Source organism: Paenibacillus sp. MMS18-CY102 (assembly GCF_009789195.1).
Taxonomy (GTDB): domain Bacteria; phylum Bacillota; class Bacilli; order Paenibacillales; family Paenibacillaceae; genus Paenibacillus_T.
On record NZ_WSTC01000029.1, the window covers coordinates 45999 to 66162 of the forward strand.

General features: G+C 50.0%; 17 protein-coding genes. 15 read left to right on the top strand and 2 right to left on the bottom strand.

Annotation, left to right across the window (positions count from 1 at the left end; all coding sequences use genetic code 11):
- Positions 1–3 precede the first annotated feature (3 nt).
- The 10 genes from GON22_RS19640 (at position 4) to GON22_RS19685 (ending at position 11380) form a co-directional block, all read left to right on the top strand.
- Positions 4–639, top strand: a complete 636-nt coding sequence (locus GON22_RS19640) for a bifunctional 4-hydroxy-2-oxoglutarate aldolase/2-dehydro-3-deoxy-phosphogluconate aldolase (protein WP_160397814.1) — start codon at positions 4–6, stop codon at positions 637–639.
- A 426-nt stretch (positions 640–1065) separates the two neighbouring features.
- Positions 1066–1560 (top strand): hypothetical protein, encoded by a 495-nt coding sequence (locus GON22_RS19645; RefSeq protein ID WP_160397815.1) that lies wholly within the window; start codon positions 1066–1068, stop codon positions 1558–1560.
- A gap of 18 nt (positions 1561–1578) precedes the next feature.
- On the top strand, positions 1579–2091 hold the full coding sequence (locus tag GON22_RS19650) for a GNAT family N-acetyltransferase (RefSeq protein ID WP_160397816.1): 513 nt from the start codon (positions 1579–1581) through the stop codon (positions 2089–2091).
- A gap of 6 nt (positions 2092–2097) precedes the next feature.
- Positions 2098–2754, top strand: a complete 657-nt coding sequence (locus GON22_RS19655; protein WP_160397817.1) for a DUF4085 family protein — start codon at positions 2098–2100, stop codon at positions 2752–2754.
- Positions 2755–3155: 401 nt separating this feature from the next.
- Positions 3156–4652 carry an MDR family MFS transporter gene (locus GON22_RS19660; protein WP_160397818.1) on the top strand — a complete coding sequence of 499 codons (1497 nt, stop codon included), beginning with the start codon at positions 3156–3158 and terminating at the stop codon, positions 4650–4652.
- A 178-nt stretch (positions 4653–4830) separates the two neighbouring features.
- A complete protein-coding gene (locus GON22_RS19665; RefSeq protein ID WP_160397819.1) occupies positions 4831–5436 on the top strand; it encodes a pentapeptide repeat-containing protein in 606 nt (201 codons plus the stop codon).
- A gap of 20 nt (positions 5437–5456) precedes the next feature.
- Positions 5457–6305 carry an SDR family oxidoreductase gene (locus tag GON22_RS19670; RefSeq protein ID WP_237179252.1) on the top strand — a complete coding sequence of 283 codons (849 nt, stop codon included), beginning with the start codon at positions 5457–5459 and terminating at the stop codon, positions 6303–6305.
- Between the two features lie 360 nt (positions 6306–6665).
- On the top strand, positions 6666–8057 hold the full coding sequence (locus GON22_RS19675; protein ID WP_237179253.1) for an LLM class flavin-dependent oxidoreductase: 1392 nt from the start codon (positions 6666–6668) through the stop codon (positions 8055–8057).
- Between the two features lie 149 nt (positions 8058–8206).
- Positions 8207–10027 carry a stalk domain-containing protein gene (locus GON22_RS19680; protein WP_160397821.1) on the top strand — a complete coding sequence of 607 codons (1821 nt, stop codon included), beginning with the start codon at positions 8207–8209 and terminating at the stop codon, positions 10025–10027.
- A 180-nt stretch (positions 10028–10207) separates the two neighbouring features.
- The gene (locus GON22_RS19685; protein ID WP_160397822.1) at positions 10208–11380 is read left to right on the top strand and encodes a transglutaminase domain-containing protein; all 1173 of its coding nucleotides are present in this window, start codon (positions 10208–10210) and stop codon (positions 11378–11380) included.
- A 152-nt stretch (positions 11381–11532) separates the two neighbouring features.
- Here the strand turns inward: GON22_RS19685 and GON22_RS19690 are convergent, their stop codons facing one another.
- On the bottom strand, positions 11533–12714 hold the full coding sequence (locus tag GON22_RS19690) for a virulence factor (protein WP_160397823.1): 1182 nt from the start codon (positions 12712–12714) through the stop codon (positions 11533–11535).
- A 278-nt stretch (positions 12715–12992) separates the two neighbouring features.
- Between GON22_RS19690 and GON22_RS19695 the strand changes: the two genes are divergently transcribed.
- The 5 genes from GON22_RS19695 to GON22_RS19715 all read left to right on the top strand — a co-directional run bounded on the left by GON22_RS19695 (position 12993) and on the right by GON22_RS19715 (position 19204).
- Positions 12993–14072, top strand: coding sequence for a Gfo/Idh/MocA family protein (locus GON22_RS19695; RefSeq protein WP_160397824.1), 1080 nt, complete (start codon positions 12993–12995; stop codon positions 14070–14072).
- Positions 14073–14262: 190 nt separating this feature from the next.
- Positions 14263–15885 (top strand): ABC-F family ATP-binding cassette domain-containing protein, encoded by a 1623-nt coding sequence (locus tag GON22_RS19700; protein ID WP_160397825.1) that lies wholly within the window; start codon positions 14263–14265, stop codon positions 15883–15885.
- A 141-nt stretch (positions 15886–16026) separates the two neighbouring features.
- Complete coding sequence (locus tag GON22_RS19705) at positions 16027–16725, top strand: zinc ribbon domain-containing protein (protein WP_160397826.1); 699 nt, start codon at positions 16027–16029, stop codon at positions 16723–16725.
- A 139-nt stretch (positions 16726–16864) separates the two neighbouring features.
- On the top strand, positions 16865–17767 hold the full coding sequence (locus GON22_RS19710) for a cation diffusion facilitator family transporter (protein ID WP_160397827.1): 903 nt from the start codon (positions 16865–16867) through the stop codon (positions 17765–17767).
- A gap of 387 nt (positions 17768–18154) precedes the next feature.
- Positions 18155–19204: a C40 family peptidase gene (locus GON22_RS19715; protein WP_160397828.1), complete on the top strand. Its 1050-nt coding sequence runs from the start codon at positions 18155–18157 to the stop codon at positions 19202–19204.
- Positions 19205–19209: 5 nt separating this feature from the next.
- Here the strand turns inward: GON22_RS19715 and GON22_RS19720 are convergent, their stop codons facing one another.
- Positions 19210–20127: an AraC family transcriptional regulator gene (locus tag GON22_RS19720; RefSeq protein WP_160397829.1), complete on the bottom strand. Its 918-nt coding sequence runs from the start codon at positions 20125–20127 to the stop codon at positions 19210–19212.
- Positions 20128–20164 lie beyond the last annotated feature (37 nt).

Below are 20164 nucleotides of genomic sequence, written 5' to 3' on the forward strand. Positions count from 1 at the left end.
GGAATGGGCAGTTTGTTAGAGATGCTGCAGCAGCACAAAATCGTTGCCATCCTGCGCGGCATCGAGCTACAGCATGCGGATGCAACCGCGAAGGCGATCATCGACGGTGGCGTTCGGCTGCTGGAAGTGACGATGAATACGGACGGTGCCACGTCTATTATCAATAGCTGGCGTTCAAGCTTTGGCGACGGCGAAGCGCGTATTGGCGCAGGCACAGTGCTTGATATCGACATGGCGAAGGAAGCGGTTGCCGCTGGCGCGCAGTTCATCATCTCGCCTAATTTGGACGAGGATGTTATTCGTTATGGGATTGAGCACGGCGTGCCTGTATGGCCAGGGTGCATGACGCCAACTGAAATCGTACGCGCATGGAAAGCGGGCGCAGAAGCAGTTAAAGTGTTCCCGATGGGAACGCTGGGCTGGAAGTATCTCGCGGAAATCCGCGCACCTCTGGACCGGATTCCGATGCTGGCTACCGGCGGTGTCGATCTCGACAACATCGGCGATTACTTCCGTGCTGGTGCATGCGCAGTCGGCATGGGCGGCAAGCTCGTAAACCTCGACTGGGTGCGGGCAGGCGAGTATGAGCGTGTGACGGAGCGGGTACGGCAGTTCGTTGACGTGGCAGCGAAGCTATAATCGAATTGTGAAGCCAAAATAAGAGCAAAAAAGTAGCCTGCGGCATCAGCCGCAGGCTTTTCAATTTATATATCATAAGGGGGTCTTGTCATTTATTATAGGAGACTAAGCTGAAACGAACCTGAGGGTTACGTTACAGGATCATTACAATATGAAGACGTTTAAAAAGTATGAAAGAAATAAACAAAAAAGTAGCCTGCGGCTCTCAGCAGCAGGCTTTTCAAATGTATATATTATAAGGGGGGTCTTGTCACTAATTATAAAAACCTAAGCTGAAACGAACCTGAGTGATACGTTACAGTAAGATTACAATATTGTGCGCGCTTTCAATGCGAGTGTGTAAATTTTTACCTGTTATGTGTTATGATCAAGGTTGTGATCATCTGTTCAGTGGAGGGTTCTGTCGTAGGAGAAATATGTACGGTTTTGTTTCAAGTAAACAATAACGCAGATCTTGAGAAATTTTGCGATAAGCTTGTTGATGATAACTTCTTCCCTGCAGCAGCTTATATAAATAGGTCGGACAACCGCCAGATGCAGATTGAACAGTATCAGGCCGACAATGATGATTATATTGAATTTAAATGTGGAACAGTCGATTATATGTTTGCTCCAATAAGGCATGCACAAACGGGGTGCATCGTAATTAACCGCGGATGGACCGACTTCGTAAGTTATGCACCGACAACAGAATTGGTAAGAAAAATATGCTCGGAAACGATGGGGTATTTTGATAGCACAGAAGCGATTTATTTATCGGATATGTATAGCTATGATTATTTCTTTGACAAGATGGGCTGGCCTGATATTAAAAAATCGCTCGAGCGAAGGTTTGGGCCTCCAGCCGGCAAGATTGAGGATATCTATAAAGAGTTTGATGATTACATAGAAACGACAGGATATTTTATCGAGTTCAAATAATAGGAGCTGGATGATTTTATGGTTATATTTCCTGCATTAGAGACAGAACGATTGAAGCTTTCGCTACTAACCTTAGAAGATTCCGCAGCAGTCTATAGCCATTTTGCAGATGAAAATGTAACGAGATTTATGGATATAAGCCCGTGTAAGGACATAAGCGAAGCTGAAGAAATCATAAGATTTCATATAGAAGATACCGGATGCCGCTGGGGAATTGTTAGCAAATCGGATGGGCAATTCATTGGGACATGTGGCTTCCATTGCTGGATGCAGGGCGAACAGGCTAGAGCTGAGATCGGTTTTGATTTAGGCAAGGAGCATTGGGGCAAAGGATTTATGCATGAAGCGATGAAGCCTGTAATCGCGTTTGGGTTTAATGATATGGGCTTAGCTTTGATCGAAGCTACGGTGGAACAGGAGAACGAGCGGTCGATTAAACTGCTAGAAAAACTTAAATTCGAAAGAGAGCAAGAGTTGAGGGATCAGCTCGTTTATTATTATTTGGGCAGAGAGCGCTGGGTTCGGAGTTGATAGGGAATGAAATATTTTACGAAAGAGCTATATGAGGAAACGCAAATTGCAAGCTTTTTGTCATTTCCTGAAACGGAAAAGGATTGGGATGAAAATGTCGCATGGCATAGATCGGAAGGGTTAGACTTTGAGGAAATGAATCGGAGCAGTTTAGAGTATAGCAAAAAAGACTTGCTAAAATTTCTGCCAGAGTTCTTTCACCCTTATATTCAAGAAGGAACGTTAAATACACAGTTTCCTTCAGAAGAACTTAGGAAAATGGCGGAGCAGTGGCGAAGTGGGCTAGATCAGCGAATGAGCCTTATTGGAAAAGAATGCCGCGGCCACTATTTATCAATTAAAGGATCACTCCCAGACAATGCTGTGCAATTGTACGAAAAGTCATTACACGATGCCAGAGTTCTTTCGCTTGAGATGCCTTCCGATGGCATATTCGTCATGACTTTAGATTGTAGAGGGAGCATGCATTATGGCACCGATATCAAAGTAACATTTGTAGGCGTGAAAAATCTACAACCACTAGATTTAAGTGTGGGCAGTGACTGGATTTCTGATGAAGTATATGCAGCAGAAGGCGGATTTGAGCTTCACGTTTTATTTGAGAATCCTTTAAAGGAATTCACCATCGCAGCAGATAACGTTATCATTGAGATTCTTTCATAAAAATGCAAAAAAGTAGCCTGCAGCATTCGCCGCAGGCTTTTCAATTTATATATTCATAAGGGGGTCTTGTCACTTATTATAGGGACCCTAGATGAAAGGAACCTGAGTGGAACGTTACAGAAAGATTACAAAATCGTAACCGTTTGCAGTCAATCTTGTAATGTACATAAAAAAATAAATTGAACAAGAAATAACGCTATGATATAATCAATAGCGTTATTGGCAAATTAAAATTTGATTGTATTCAGTTTAATCCTTACTTTAATTCTACATCCGAAACGTTAATTTGTCAATGCGCTTTTTTGCCTAAAAAAACGAAAAAGGAGTGCGAACGCGCCAATTTTGTTCCGTGGCCATTAGTAACATCCATTTAAAGCTCGATGAGCAGAAAGCAGGGACCTATGACAGCTCCTACGCAAACAAAACCGATGGCAGACGGTGGGGACGACTTCTCGCTAAAAGCGATCTTGCCTCCGCTTATGGCAATCATTGTCGGCATGATTATGGTTATTCTAGACAGCACGGTTGTCAACAATGCCATTCCGAAACTCGTTGACTACTTCCACACTGACCTGAAGACGATTCAATGGACCGTCACGGGCTATACGCTGGCCCTATCAGCCGTAATACCGCTTGCAGGGTGGTTGACCGATAAATTTGGCTCCAAGCAAATTTTCATGATAACCATTGCCCTGTTCACGATTGGCTCTGTGCTGTGCGGCATCGCGCAAACGCCGGAGCAACTGATTATTTACCGCATTATTCAAGGCTTGGGCGGCGGCATGGTAGCCCCAATCGGGATGGCGATGGTGTTTAAGCTCGCGCCTCCTGAGCGCCGCGGATCGATTATGGGCGTACTCGGCATTCCTATGCTGATGGCTCCGGCGTTTGGTCCAGTGCTATCCGGCTGGTTAGTCGATTCTGTTAGCTGGCATTGGATTTTCATCATTAATTTGCCAATTGGCATTATCGCTTTGATTCTCGGTTATAAGTATTTGCCACAATCGGACCGCCATGCGGCACCGCATTTGGACGTTCTCGGCATGTGCCTTGCGCCAATCGCATTCTCAATGCTGGCGTATGGCGTAAGCGAGGGTGGCACTAGTTGGACCTCGTTATCAACGATCATAGGATTGGCCGTCGGCGGCGTTGCGCTCATCCTCTTCATCTTTGTAGAACTGGGGCAAAAGCAGCCGCTGCTGGAGCTGAAGGTGTTCAAGTCGTCCGACTTTACACGCAGCATCATCTTGGTGTGGATTGTACAGCTTGCGCTGTTTGGCGCAATGCTGATCGTGCCTCTGTACCTGCAAGGCGTCATGCATTACTCTGCGCTTGAAACGGGATGGATTCTGATGCCGCAAGCACTGTGCGCGGGAATCGGCATGCCGATCAGCGGCCGCTTGTTTGACAAGATCGGCGCGCGCCCGCTTGCTTTTGCCGGCCTTGCCGCCGTATCCACTTCCCTGTTCATTTTGTCCAGCATTTCAGTGGATACTTCGCTATGGGTAATTATTTTGTGCATCTGCATTATGGGTCTAGGTATGGGCTTCTCTATGATGCCGCTGAACACGCATGTCCTGAACTCTGCGCCTCGCCAATTGGTGAGCCGCGTTACGCCTCTGACTACTGCGGCCCAGCAAGTCGTTGTTTCGTTTGCAGTAGCGGGCTTGACGGGATATCTGACTTCGCAAATCGCCTCTCACGCTGCAAGCGCGGGAGCGGATGCGAATCCGCTGAGCGCTGTCGTCGCGGGTTACGGCGATACGTTTTTCCTATCCGCGTGCCTCGCGGCCGCGGGGGTCGCATTGTCTCTCCTGTTGCGTAAACCGAAGCAGCAGAAGGAAGATGGAACCGCCGGCGGGAACAATCCGGACGCTGCTGCGATGATGGGGCATTAATATCGAAAATGCAAAGCCTTGGCCGTTGGTTGGCCGAGGCTTTTTTTCATACAAAAGAATAAACCGCTTGACTTTCAGCAGCAATCCGACGGGTACTTGACACCTGTATGCTATAGTGAAAAAGTGATTTTTTTCGGAAAGCCTTACATTTACGGCTATATAGCAAGGAGGAATAATGATGTTTCAATATAGCAATCAAAAATACGAAGGAATCGCGTTCGGCACACAAGATTTGCGGTACGGCGAGCTAATAAGCTGCACCTTTACGCGTTGCTCGTTTGCGAATGGATCGTTAGATGAGATTGCATCGAGCAATTGCCGGTTTATTGCATGTGATTTTCGCGGCGCTTCCTTAAACGGTTCTATTCATAAGGAATCAGCGTTTGAGAATTGCAGCTTTAACGAAGCGAATCTGTTTGTTGCGAAATTTGACCAATGTAAAATGACGGGTTCGGATTTTTCGGGCACCAATATGGATGGGATCACGATTGTGCAAGGCGATTGGTCCTATACGAACTTGAGGCATGCTAGATTAGTTAAACAGGATTTGCGTGGAATTAAATTTTACGAAGCTGATTTGGCAGGAGCTAATTTAGAAAAAGCCGATTTAAGAGATTGTGACCTGACTATGGCTGTACTGGCCAAAACGAAGGTGCAAGGTGCGGATGTAAGAGGGGCTAAGCTGGACGGGGTGGACTTTAAATCGTTTACGGCCACAGGCATGAGAATGGATAGAGAGCAAGCCGTACTATTTGCGCGTTCATACGGGGCGAAAATCGGATAATTAGGAGGGAATTCATGCATATGAAAGACCGTAGCGTATTGCTCACGGGGGCGAATTCAGGCATTGGCAGGGCAACAGCTGAGGCGTTGGCGAAGAAAGGCGCTTCTTTAATTCTCGCTTGCCGGGACACGGCAAAAGGGGAAGCTGTCCGCAAGGAGATCATGGCTAGCAGCGGAAACGGGCGAATCGATGTGGTAAAGGTGGATTTGGCATCATTTGCTTCAATTAGGGAGTTCGCGGCTGAGGTAAATCGCACGTATGATAAGCTGGACGTTCTCATTAATAATGCGGGCATCATGATGAATGAGTGGACGCCGACTGCTGACGGGCTGGATACGATCATGGGCGTTAATCATTTTGGAACTTTTCTGCTAACCGGTTTGTTGGCAGATTTGCTCAAAGCAAGCGGCCGTTCGAGAATCGTTACAGTCAGCTCAATGGCCCATAAGATGTATAAGTTAGATGTAGATGATCTTCATAAAAAGCATAAATACATGCCTTCGCGGGCCTATGGGCAATCGAAGCTGGCGAATATTCTGTTTACGTATGAGTTAGCGCGCAGGTTAAGCGGATCGAGTGTAACGGCAAACTGTCTTCATCCCGGGATTGTAAAAACAAGCTTTGCGAAACGGCTGACGGGCCTTGAGATGCTCTCCTTCGCGGCGCTGAAGCCTTTTATGATTCCGGTTGAAAAGGGTGCGGCTACTTCGGTATTTCTAGCATCCTCACCCAAAGTAGAGGGTGTCAGTGGCCAATATTTCATTCGTTGCAAGGAAGCGCGCTCTTCCAAGCTAAGCCATGACCTGCAATTAGCGCGAAAGCTATGGGAGGAAAGCGAGCGAGTGACCGGTTTTAAAAGCGCATTGTAACATTCTTACGGAGGGTATCTCTGTTCAGCTGGATAGATGATACGTGACGGAAAAGCACGCAATAGGGGATGTCCCACAAGCCACAATGGCTGGGGCATCCTTATTTTTTTGCGCCGCAGTGGTTGGCGTCAGTGTTGGTGCTATCGGTGGTCTTCTCACTGTAGTTCGTACAATGGAACCAGATACTCCAAATGTTCAATCGATTAATAGAGAATGTCTATTGGCGCAGATTGCAAGCTGGTGGTAGATTATTAATTAGATAATTCTCACTAAACAAATAGGAATTTAATAATTTAATAATCGCAGCAAAGCTGCAGAGCCTCTGCTCGAACACCATAGAACGCAAAGGGGAAATGAACGATGGCTAAACGGAAACAACTCAAGCTCGGCGCTATGCTGCATGGAGTGGGAAGCAGTACGTCGTTATGGCGGCATCCCGATATTCAAGCGGATGCGAGCGTTAATTTTGAGCTATACAAAAGCTGGGTCGCGAAAGCTGAGGCTGCAAAATTTGATCTCGCTTTCGTCGCTGATGGCCTCTATATTAACGAGAAGTCGATCCCGCATTTTCTAAACCGGTTCGAGCCGATTACGGTTCTGAGTGCGCTGGCTGCCGTTAGCGAACGGATCGGTCTCGTAGGGACGCTGTCGACTTCCTATAGTGAGCCTTTCACGGTGGCGCGCCAGTTTGCTTCATTGGATGTGATAAGCGGCGGCCGCGCAGGCTGGAATGTCGTGACTTCTCCGCTGGAGGGCTCGGCACTTAACTTCGGGAAGAAGGAGCATCCCGACCATGGGAAACGTTACCGGATTGCGACGGAATATTTGGAAGTGACACGAGGGTTGTGGGATTCGTGGGAGGATGATGCTTTCGTCCGCGACAAGGAATCCGGGGTATTCTTTGATCCTGCCAAACTGCACACGTTGAACCACCAGGGTGAATTCTTCTCCGTACAGGGCCCGCTGAACATCGCGCGTTCGAAGCAGGGACACCCGGTCGTCTTCCAAGCGGGATCATCCGAAGTAGGCAAGAACTACGCGGCGAAGGAAGCGGATGCCGTGTTCACTGGCCACGAGTCGATTGAGGAAGCGATCGCGTTCTATCAGGACGTGAAGGCGCGCGCTGTTTCGTTTGGCCGGAATCCGGACCACGTCGTCATATTCCCAGGCATCGCTCCGGTTATCGGCAGCACCGAGGAAGAGGCGGAGCGCAAATACCAGGAGGTCGTTAATTTAGTATCGGTGGAAAATGCACTGCTCTATCTGGGCCGGTACTTCGACCATCATGACTTCTCCCAATATGATCTAGATGCGCCGTTTCCAGAGCTGGGCGAGATAGGCCGCAACAGCTTCCAGAGCCATACTGATCGAATCAAAGCAGTAGCGAAGGAGAAGAAGCTGACGCTTCGCCAAGTTGCGCTTGCGGCGGCAACGCCTCGCCCTACCTTTATTGGAACAGCTGTGCAAGTGGCGGACCGTGTTCAGGAATGGTTCGAACAAGGCGCAGCTGACGGTTTTATGATCGCATCAGCCGTGCCGTTCGGATTGGAGGATTTCATTGCGCAAGTCGTTCCGATTTTGCAAGAACGCGGGCTGTTCAGGTCGGAATACGAGAGCGATACGCTGCGCGGCAATCTGGGCGTGCCGATCCCGGCGAACCGCTATGCGGCAGCAAGTGTTGATGCCGAAACGAAAGCCACGGTTACAGCCACAGCTATAGTGGAGACTGCTGCTGCGAAACATAGCGATTAATTGTGATATGCGTCAAAAAAATAAGGCCTATCTGCCGGTGTCACTGTAATTGAGCGTGCTCGATCCGGCCTGGGAAAAGTGTAAGGACGGCTAAGCATTAGGCTTAGCCGTCTTTTTTGTTTTAAACATTTTAAATAGTGATTGACAATATGGATTTATTTCATGAAAATTACATTTATGGTTCAAATGAATACATTTTATTAATTAGTCGGGGGTTTATTGTGAAGAAATTAGGATTGTTAGTTTTGATTATTGCCATGCTAATAGCTTCAGGCGAAGCTATTCCTTTAGGGCATGCAATGGCTGCTCAAGGCGTTCAAAAAGAAGAGTCGACATCCTACACATTGGGTTATCATCACTATCAAATGACAGGCAGCGTACCTTATGAAGTAGCATCTTATGTTCCTTTTTCAAACTATGATGTTGATTTTGTAGCCGGAGCAGATGGGATGTTCTATTACACTGACGCAAACACAATCATGGCGTATACCCAAGAAGGTACGCTGGAGTGGACCTATACTTTTCCTCGCACAGACTCCTCATTGCGGTTCATTTCTATAACGCCAGGGGGACAGATTGGCGTGTACGAATGCTCGGCTTTCGAGATGGTTGGTGAATATGGGAATAAAGATAACAAGTTTATTTATCATCCAGCTAAAGCGTTCATTTTTAATAAAGAGGGCAAAATAACAATTTCTTATACGCTGGACGCTTCCGTCGCGACGCCTACGTATTCTCCTAGGAACGCTAGCTTTGACGACCAAGGAAATTTGTATGTGGATACCGATAAGGGCTTCGGTTCATTCGACACGAGTGGCAAACTTCGCTGGAAAAATGCTAATATTTCTGTCCTTAAACAATCAGAGCCAATGGTAGCAGGTTACAGTAACGCTAATTATTTTAGTGATATCGAATTGACGTATATTACGGCCAAGAATGATAGGGTAGTGGCAGTGAATGAGTGGACGGGAGTAGCCTACGGAATGGGCTTGGATGGTAAGCTTTTATGGCAAACGCCTATTGAAGGAGAGCGGTATAGTTCCCATCTGCTAGTGACCGATGATCATGAGTACTTGCTTAATCAACGGAATGTCGGTGGATCGCTCATACGTTCAATGGATGGCAAAAAGGAGATCATTTCGGATCCTGAAAACTCAGCGGCCAGTTCATTGATTCCGGGGGATGGAAGAGGAAACTATTACTTTGTCGACTCCGCAGGCATTGTCCAAATGAATAAGCATGGCGTTAAGAATTGGACCTATAAGTTGGGCATCACTTTTGGTGATGAACCGCTAGTGGCGGATTCATTCGGCAATGTATATTTCTCTGACGATGATGGCAGTATCTATAGCCTCAATCGGGACGGAAAGCTCCGTTTTAAATTTCACTATATAGACGGGTATTCCACCAGTGACATCTATATGAAAGCTAATGGTGACTTGCTTGTCATGGACTATGGCATTATAACGCTTCGCCCTACAAACAAGCAGTTGGCAGACATGCAATCCGGCAATCCAATGGCAGAACAAGAGGGTCCTGCTTTAACAGATAATCAAGCAGGAACTGTTGATGCTGCATGTGATCCGTTCGCATCGGACAATCCGTATGCTAAGAACACGGAGATTCGGATATTCATGGACTGCCAGGAAGTTGATATTGATCCGAAGCCGCTCATGAATAACGGGAGTGTGCTGGTACCGCTAAGGGACATATTCGAGCGATTAGGAGCATCGGTAAGCTGGGACCAGGGCTTGCAGACGATTCAAGCTCAAAAAGGCTCAACGAAAGTCTATTTGCAGATCGGCAACAAGACTGCTTACAGTAATAATCAAAAGGTTCAATTGAATGCTGCACCACAGTTAGTGAACGGTTCGACCTTTGTACCGCTTCGATTCGTCAGCGAAGTATTTAATTGTAAGGTGCAGTGGAATAAAGAAAAGCTTACTGTATTCATTGTTACAACGAGTTAACAGCAAGGCCTTGTAGGTTAGCTTACACGTGCAGGTTGTCGGTATATCCGGTACTGGCACGTGTTTTTTTATGATCGAATTATTGATTCTTGGCTGGCGGAGGACGTTCTGAATCCCTATGGTTCGGTTATAATAAATGGTAATTACTTAGAATGGGTGGAGAGGTGGGATTAACCATCTATGCGTTTGTTTCGGATCATGGTGTTGGCGATCGTTCTAGCTATAGTCGGGGGATGGAAGTTGATGGAGCTGCTGAAACAATCGGAATGGCTTAATTCTGCCGCCCGTCCAGCCCAATTCGTGCAAAATGAGCCGTCGCTAGTCGATAGCATCCATCAACATTTGCAAGCGCGCACTGAGCGTTTTTCGATCCGATTAAGTGGGGTGGGCTTCTCGGAAGCTAGGATTAAGCAATCCATTAAGCAGGCAATAGCTGCTGATGATTATACGGCATACGTGATGGACTCCTATTACTATACGATACGGTCGCGCGCGGAGCGGGCGGATTTGCAATTGATTGTTCGTTATCGTGAATCTGCTGCGCAGACGGCGGAGGTTGACAGGATCACGGATGATGCTTTACTTACGATTGTGAAGCCGGGAATGAGTGGCCACGAGAAAGTAAAAGCGATTCATGATTGGGTCGTTGAACGGGTCGAGTACGATACCTCGCTTCAGCGCTACACTGCTTATGATGCATTGGTGAACGGAAAAGCGGTGTGCCAAGGATACGCGCTGCTCATGCATCGGATGTTGGAGAAAGCGGGATTTGAGGATAAGATCGCAGAGGGCACAGTACAGTCCGGCAATCATGCATGGAACTTGGTTAAGCTTGGTGGCAACTGGTATCATCTTGATGCGACGTGGGATGACGCTGCACCAGATACGAAAGCACTGAAGGATACGGTTCTTGCCAAGTCGATTGGCAGCGAGGTGCGATATCGGTATTATATGCTGACAGATGACCAGATAAGTGCGGATCATAAGTGGACGAAGCCCTATCCGAAGGCGGTTGTTAGTTATGCTAGTGTACTTAATACGGAGCAAAAGACAGCCAGTGATATTGCGGCGGCAAGCTTATCGAAGCTGGAAACGGCGATCGGATTGGACTGGTTGAAACCTGAGCGGACAGTGGAATCGCTTGCCTCACTCACGGGGAAGCTGGCGGACATCGCCGCCCGGGGAATGCTGGAGCTGACCATCCGGTACATGGACGGCGAGTCGTGGCAAGATGATATCCGCGTAGCCATTGATGGTGCGGGAATCAAGGAAGGATACTCCGTTCGGAGCATTCCTTATCGAACGGATGGTTCGGTGCTGCTGCACATCGAGCTTATTCCGTCAGCGAGATAAAGCTGTGGGCAGTGTCGCGCAAGCGGCGCCAAGCGCCCAATAGGGCATAGAAACCTGCCCTATTGTCGCGCCAGCGCTATGTTTGCGCACAAGCAACAAAAGCGCACGGGAAGCGAGGTGATCGCTTGTCCGTGCGCTTTTAATATGCTTGCCTACTCCGAATCGGCCGCCCCAGCAGCGTCAGCGCCGCGGTTCCGCTGCGTCATCTGCTGCCAGACCGAGCCGGCGGCTTCCTCGCCGCGCTCGATCCGTTCGACGGCTATGCTCGCCTGCAGCGAGATTTCGAACTCGGCATCCGACATCGCTTCGCGCAGCGCCTCAAGCGCACTATCGTCGCCAACCTCATAGAGGAAGCGGGCCGCCCGCCAGCGGACGAGCTTGTTGCTGTCGCGCAGCGATTCGATCATGGGGCCGATCGCAACGGCATCGCCGATATCGGAGAGTGTGTCGCCAGCTGTCCGGCGGACGCTGACGGACTTGTCCCGTAGCGCGGCGAACAGCAGCGGCATCGCTTCCGCGCTGCGCAGATCGCCGAGATAGACGACGGCTAGCCGCCGGATGGAGGCGTTGTCGTCCTTCAATGCGCGTTCCAGCAGCGGCAGGGCCTCCGGCGTAGCTGCCGCAAGCCGGTCGAAAGCGGCATAACGCTGCTGCCAGTCCGCTGCCGTATCAAACTCCGCCAGCACCTCAACAGCCGAAAGCGGCGCAGGGCGAACCGGCATATCGGATGGCGCATCAGGCCCTTGCGCGACCGATGTTTCTACCAAGGCAGCCAGCCGTTCCTCCGTATAAGCAGCTTCCAGTTCCCTTACGATTTCCGCCGCAATTTCTTCCGGCTCTCCGTAACGAATGCCGAATTCTTCTAGCTTCCGCTCGCGGATCATCGTTGCGCCTGCCGCCGCTTGCACCGCATCGGTGAAACGCTGTGCCATCGCAGCGCGCACCTCGCGTTCGCCGATGCGAACCCGTACCTGCATCGGGATGCCCCGATACAGCTGAACGAGCACATGCGCTTCGCCGAAGCTGTCGGCCGAAGGCGAAGCCCCTTCCGCGGCTGCGCCTGTCCCAGCTGGATCGCCAGCCGACAGCAGCTGGCGCGCTTCCGCTAGAATCGCTTGCCAGTCCGCATTAGGCTTGCGGTCCAGCGCGATAAAGTCGGCGGTGCGGAATACGCTCCGCACGCCTTCGATCGCGAGCAGGGCGCGCAGCGGCTCAGGCGCTTCTGTTGCGCGGTCTTGCGTATAGGTATGCCGCAGCCCTCGCGGGAGCGATTCATCGACATTCAGCTTCATGGAATTCGGGCTCGGTGTAGGTTCGATTGAAAGTAGCTTCATTACAAGATTACCTCCGCTTCTTGTCACATGCTTGATCTCCCTATTTTACCCGATATTAATCAGCGAAGCGAATGGCTGGCGGCGTGTGGCAGCTATTTGCTGCATAGAACGCTTGTCCCGCCTGTTATGTTTGTTTTTTGCCTTGAGAAAGCAAATTCGGACAATACTATGCCAATCCGGCGCATCGTTATCGGATAATGGAAGCGTTATAATGGAACTACATCCTGCCGGTGCATCATCGCAAGTGAAACCCGGCACTAAATCGGAGGAACCCAATCATGGCAAACCCAACAACTGCCCGCATTCGTTTTGGCGTAATCGGCGCTGGCGCTATCGGTGCGATCCATATGGAAACTTTAAATAAACTCGCTGACGTTGCGGAGCTCAAAGCCGTTACCGATACCTACCTGCCACTCGCAGAGCAGCGTGCAACGGAATATAACATCCCAGTGACGCATGCTTCACCGGAAGCGCTGCTTGCTGATCCAGAGCTGGACGCTGTCGTTATTGCAGTGCCGAACCAATTTCATGCTCCGCTAACGATCGCAGCTCTTGAGGCTGGCAAACATGTCATTCTCGAGAAGCCAATGGCTATTGATTCGGCGAAAGCAAAAGAAATCGTAGACGTCCAAGAGCGTACAGGCAAAACATTGATTATCGCACAGCAAATGCGGTTCTCCGGCCTAGCGCGTGCAGTGAAAGCTGTAATCGACGAAGGCAAGCTGGGACGCATTTATAACGTGAAAAGCGGCTGGATTCGCAAAAAAGGCATTCCAGGCTGGGGTTCATGGTTCACGCGCAAGGAGCTGGCAGGCGGCGGTCCGCTTATCGATATCGGTGTCCATATGATCGATTTGGCGCTTCACTTTATGGGCGGGCCTCGCCCGGTGTCGGTTTTCGGCACAACCTATGCGGAGTTTGGCCCGCATAAACGCGGCACGGGCAACTGGGGAACGCCGAACTGGGAAGGCACTTACGATGTCGAGGACTTGGCAACGGCTCTCATTAAGCTGGACAACGGCGCTACGCTCGCGCTTGATGTCAGTTGGGCGGCACATGCGGCTGATATGTCCGACGAGCCATTTATTCACTTGATGGGATCCGAGGGAGGCATCTCGTACGTTGGCAACACAGCGAAGTTTATTACGCATGTTGACAACGAGGTCGTTACGACAGAGATCGCGCCGCTTGATGATTCGAATGAGCGCGAGCTGCTAGCTCGCCATTTCATCCAATCGATCCAAGATGGCACGACGCCGATCTCTTCTGCTATTTCAGGCTATACGAACAACCGGATTCTCGATGCGATCTATGAGTCGTCAGAGACGGGCAACCAAGTAAAGCTGAACTGGAACTAAGCAAAACGATTAGCTTTCGCTGCAATCAGCATCTAAACTAGCTTCATCATGCATAACGGGATGGGCTTCCAAGCGGCGATTGAACGCCGTTCTCTGGAAACCGATCCCGTTTTTGCACACCTTATGACGGAAGCGGGCATTTATGATATAATGATGCGATGAACATGTTTGAGAGGACGGGATCCATTCAATGATTAGTACGTCAGGCGTCTCGCTTCGCTACGGCAAGCGCCCGCTATTTGAAGATGTTAATATTAAGTTTACGCCAGGTAACTGTTACGGCTTGATTGGCGCCAACGGTGCGGGCAAGTCGACTTTTCTCAAAATCTTGTCCGGCGAAATCGAAGCCAACACAGGCGAAGTGCACATTACGCCAGGCGAACGTTTTGCTGTACTGAAGCAGAACCATTACGAATACGACGAGTTCTCGGTATTGCAAACCGTAATTATGGGCCACAAGCGCCTGTATGATGTGATGCAAGAGAAGGACGCTCTGTATGCAAAAGCCGAATTCACAGATGAAGACGGCATGCGTGCAGGCGAGCTCGAAGCTGAGTTCGCTGAGATGAACGGCTGGGAAGCGGAGTCCGAAGCGGCAGAGATGCTTAATGGCCTTGGCATTTTCACAGAGTTCCACGATAAGCAAATGAAGGAGCTCGGCGGCAACGAGAAAGTTCGCGTGTTGCTTGCGCAAGCGTTGTTCGGTACGCCTAACATCCTGCTGCTTGACGAGCCTACCAACCACTTGGACATGGAATCGATCCACTGGCTGGAAAACTTCTTGGCGAGATTCGAAGGCACTGTCATCGTAGTCAGCCATGACCGCCACTTCCTGAACACGGTTTGTACGCATATCGCGGACATCGACTTTGGCAAAATCCAAATGTATGTCGGCAACTACGACTTCTGGTACGAGTCCAGCCAGCTGGCGCTCACGCTCCAACGTGACCAGAACAAGAAGAAAGAAGACAAAATCAAAGAGCTGCAAGCGTTCATTCAGCGCTTCAGCGCGAATAAATCGAAGTCGAAGCAAGCAACTTCCCGTAAGAAGATGCTCGACAAAATCTCGCTCGACGACATTCGTCCGTCGAACCGCAAGTATCCGTTCATCAACTTCAAGCCTGAGCGCGAAGCGGGCAAACAGCTGCTGCTCGTAGAAGGCCTGACGAAGACGATTGACGGCGAGAAAATTATCGACAACATGACGTTCACCGTGAACAAAGGCGACAAAATCGCACTCGTTGGCCCTAATGGCTTAGCGAAAACGGTCTTGTACCAGCTCATCATGGGCGAGCTTGAGCCGGATGCCGGCACGTTCCAATGGGGCATTACGACGACGCAAGCGTACTTCCCTAAAGACAACTCGGCGTACTTCGATGGTGTAGACCTAACACTGGTTGACTGGCTCCGCCAATATTCCAAGGATCAGGACGAAACGTTCATCCGTGGCTTCCTCGGCCGTATGCTGTTCGCAGGCGACGAGTCGATGAAGAAAGCAAGCGTATTGTCCGGTGGCGAGAAAGTTCGTTGTATGCTGTCCAAGATGATGCTGTCCGGCTCGAACGTGCTTGTCATGGACGAACCGACGAACCACTTGGACCTCGAATCGATTACGGCGCTCAATAATGGCATGATCGACTTTGATGGCACGATGCTGTTCACCTCGCATGACCATCAGTTCGTTCAAACCGTTGCGAACCGGATCTTCGAGATTACGCCGAACGGCTTGATCGATCGCATGATGTCGTATGACGAGTATCTGGAAAATGCGGAAGTAAAAGCGATGCGCGAACGGATGTATCCGGCAGAGTAAGACGTTGCGAAGCTTTGAATCGTAAACTCCAAGCCTGCAGGCGCAATTGCTTGCAGGCTTTTTTGTCGAATGCTGATTAAACGCCGCATCGTGCGGTTAATGAGAACCAACTTATATTGCACGAACATTGGGGGGATCTGCATGTCTATTTTTGAGCGAGTGAAGCAAGGGGCAACTGATGCGGCAAGGAAGGCGCAGCAGACGCTAGAGATTACCCGATTGAACAGCCAGAAGTCATCGCGCGAGAAGGAAATGACAAAGCTGTACACGGAGATGGGCGAGGCAATGTTCCACGCCTACATGAACGGCGAAACAGCGGAGACCGAGGAACGCGTAGCCTCCTGCTGCGAGCAGCTGCGGGCATTAAAACAAGACATTGACACAATCGAGGATAAAATCCAAGGCGTAAAGCTGGAGAAGAGTTGCGGTTGCGGCAAAGTCGTTCCAGTGAACGTTAAGTTCTGTCCAGATTGCGGCACACGCTTCACGGAGCCAGAGCCAAAGCCTGAGATGACGATGGGCGAGATTCGCGTCATTTGCCCGGACTGTGATACAGAGAATGATCTGGCTGCACGGTATTGCACAGATTGTGGGCTTGAGTTCGGCAAGCCAAAGGCGGCTCCGGCTGACTTGGCGAAGACGGGGTCCCCTCTGCAACATGAGCATGATCATGTCCATGTGCACGAACATGATCATGAGCACGATCACGAGCATCAGCACGATAATGAGCAAGACAGAACGGCAGCGCCAGGGACGGAGCGGCGCGACGGTCAACGCCAATCCGATGCCGCAGGCAACAAGCCAGGCAGGGATGACGGCAATCCATTCGGCTATTTTTAAATCCCAATAAAGCAAACGAAGCAGTCTGCGCGTATTTTAGCGTATGGCTGCTTTTTTTATGGAGCGGAAACCGGATGATTGGCGAATATTGGGGTAATCTAGATGGGATGCTGTTATTGGGAATTTGGAGGTAATAACGTTGGCGAATGGCGATCAATACGCGGACATTAAACAGGGGGAAAAAGGAGCCTGGATCAGTATCGGCGCATACTTAGCGTTATCTGGCGTTAAGCTGTTTGCAGGGTACTGGTTCGCCTCGCTGGCACTGACCGCGGATGGATTCAACAACTTAACGGACATTGTAGCGTCGGTTGCCGTACTGGTCGGCTTGCGCATTTCGCAGAAACCGCCGGATAAGGACCACCCGTATGGCCATTTTCGTGCGGAGACGATTGCAGCGCTCATTGCATCGTTCATTATGGCAACGGTCGGCATTCAGGTGCTTATTGATGCGGTACGGTCACTGTTCTCAGGCACACACGAAGTGCCAGGCTTAACATCAGCTTGGGTGGCGCTGGCAGCGGCAGCGGCGATGCTGCTCGTATACAACTATAATCGAAAGCTGGCTAAGCGAATTAATAACCAAGCGCTATTGGCGGCGGCCAAGGACAATTTGTCTGATGCGTTGGTTAGTATCGGGGCAGCAATCGGCATTGTTGGCGCGAGAATGGGATTCGCTTGGTTAGACACCGTTGCTGCTTTCGCTGTCGGCATCATTATTTGCAAGACGGCATGGGATATCTTCTACAGCTCGACACATGCGTTGACGGATGGCTTTGACGAGAAGAAGCTTGTTGCGCTACGCGGCACGATTGAACGGACCAAAGGCGTGCGATCGATTAAAGACATCAAAGCCCGCGTACATGGCAGCAATGTGCTGATTGATGTGATCGTGCTCGTTGACCCGTCATTGTCACTGGTAGAGAGCCATCAGATTAGCGATGAAATTGAGCATCAGATGGAGTGCAAGCATAACATCATGAGTGTGCATGTTCATGTAGAGCCTTATATCAGCACGCCAATGCCAGCTGTCGATAGTTAGTTGGGAAGGCACGCTGCGGGCGCTAGTAAATGTTGGTTACGCTGGTTATGTAGGTATATAGTGGTTCTTGGGGCCTATCTTTCCCTGCAAGGCTAAAGTTATGGAACCGTGAGAATGTTTTAACAAAAGCCGGCAGCATTTTCACTGTATTGCTGGCCATAATGAGAAACATGAGAAGGCGCCCGCTGGGCGCTTTTTGTTTGTTTGCGTTTTCAATTCCAGATGGCAAGGTTCGATGTGCCTAGGGATAGGGATAAACAAGTTAGGATGTAGGTCGGATGCTCCATTGTCCATCTGAAACTACAATGAGGTCATATTCCGTGAGACAGAAGGATTACCGATGGTGAATAGACGGTAGACATCACGAACAACGGAGGGTATGACAACATGGGAACATTTTCGTCCAAAATGAAAAAACCGCTTATCACAGCTTCAATTACGGCTATGCTCGCGCTAGGTGCAGTTATGGTGCCGGCAGCAGATGTGTGGGCAGCACAGGCCGGAACAGCAACGGTACAGTCAGGCGTTAATATGCGTACGCAGCCGTCCACTTCAGGAAACGTTATCCGTATGTTGAAGCAAGGCGAATCGATTACTGTATTAGAGCAGACGAATTCTTATTGGTATAAAGTACAGGACTCCCGCGGAACTGTTGGGTATGTATCGACTTCCAGCCAATATTTATCGATAACGCCATCGAGCACGCCGTCACAAGGCAGCACGAATGGCACGATCGTTGCGACGGTTACGTTACGGACAAGCCCTTCCACGAGTGGTTCGGCGATTGGATATTTGCATAAGAACGACCAAGTGCAAGTGATTAGCGCTCCGAATGCCTACTGGTATGAGGTTGCCGATCAGCAGGGGCGCAGGGGCTATATCAGCTCCCAATCGAAATATATTACTGTAAGCGGAGCGGTGCCAGGCGGCAGCGCTGGTGGTGGAAATACAGGAGATCCGAGCACACCGGACAACGGAGCGAGTACTGGCGACAACGCAGCCAAGATCGAGCAAGTTATCGCTACGGGCATGAAATATCTCGGCACGCCGTACGAATTCGGATCGAATCGCAACACGACGACGACATTCGATTGCTCAGATCTTGTGCGGACGATGTTCCTGGAAGGCATCGGCCTGAAGCTTCCTGCGGACTCCCGCCAGCAAGGGGAATATGTCCAGAACAAAGGCAATGCCGTAACCGACTGGCATCAGCTCAAGCGCGGCGATCTCATTTTCTTCATGTCATATAAAGGCTCCAGTGCTTCCGCATATGCCGGCATCGACAAGTCGAAGCAGAAGATTACGCATGATGGCATCTACTTGGGCAACGGACAAGTCCTGCACACGTATTCCAAAGAATCAGGCGGCGTCAAAATCAGCAGCATCGCAGGCACGCATTGGGAATACCGCTTCGTGTACGGCGGAAGTGCGCTGTAAGCCGCTTACTCTAGCTCGTTATGAATTTCACTATCCTGCGACGACTCTTTCCGATATTCGGAAGGGGTCGTTTTTTGTTGTTTACGAAACACTTTAATGAAGTAGCTCACATGGTCGAAGCCGGCCTCTAGCGCAATATCGGATATTTTGCGGTCGGTGTTCCGCAGCAGCTCTGCCGCCCTTCGGATCCGGTACGTGTTGATATATTCGATTGGCGTTTTGCGGGTCATCGATTTGAAAAATCGGATGAACTGCCCTTCGCTCATCGGCACAAGATCAGCTAGCTCTTGAATGCGCAGCCGGCGGTCGAAGTTTTGTTGAATATGAACGATGACGGTTTTGAGCCTATCGATTTTGGCTAATTCGGAAGCGCTCGTGATGGTGCGGTTGCGCCATTGTCCAGCAGCGGCGATTGCGTGAAAAATAAGCAGCATGCGCCCCTTCATCGCAGCTTCATAGCCAGGCGTTTGGGCCTCATAATCATGCCTCATGTCTGCCAAATGTCCCAGAACGGTTCGTCCCCATTCCGAATCTGGGCGAATATGCCTCGGAAACGTGCGGCGGCGCTCCTGCAGCGGGGCAATGAAGCTTGATTGAATGGCGTCATAGCTGGCGCTAGACAGCCATCCGATATCGAAGACGATTGCACAAAATTTGCAGGATGCCCCTTCCACAGCGTGGCCTGCATGGAGGTCGCCGCCATTAATGAAGACGGCTTCCCCTGCCTGAACGGCAAAATATTCGGTATCGACTTGGAATTGCACTTCTCCCTCTATTACACAGAAAAACTCTGCTTCCTTGTGCCAGTGGGCATCCAGCACAGGTTCCCCGGCTTCTTTGTCGATCCAATACGTTGCCAGCGGCAACATGGCATCCCCATGCAGGCGATCTTCGCGGAGGGAATGTTTTGTATAGATATCCATTTTCGTCCGACCTGCGCTTTCATCATAATTGTGCTAC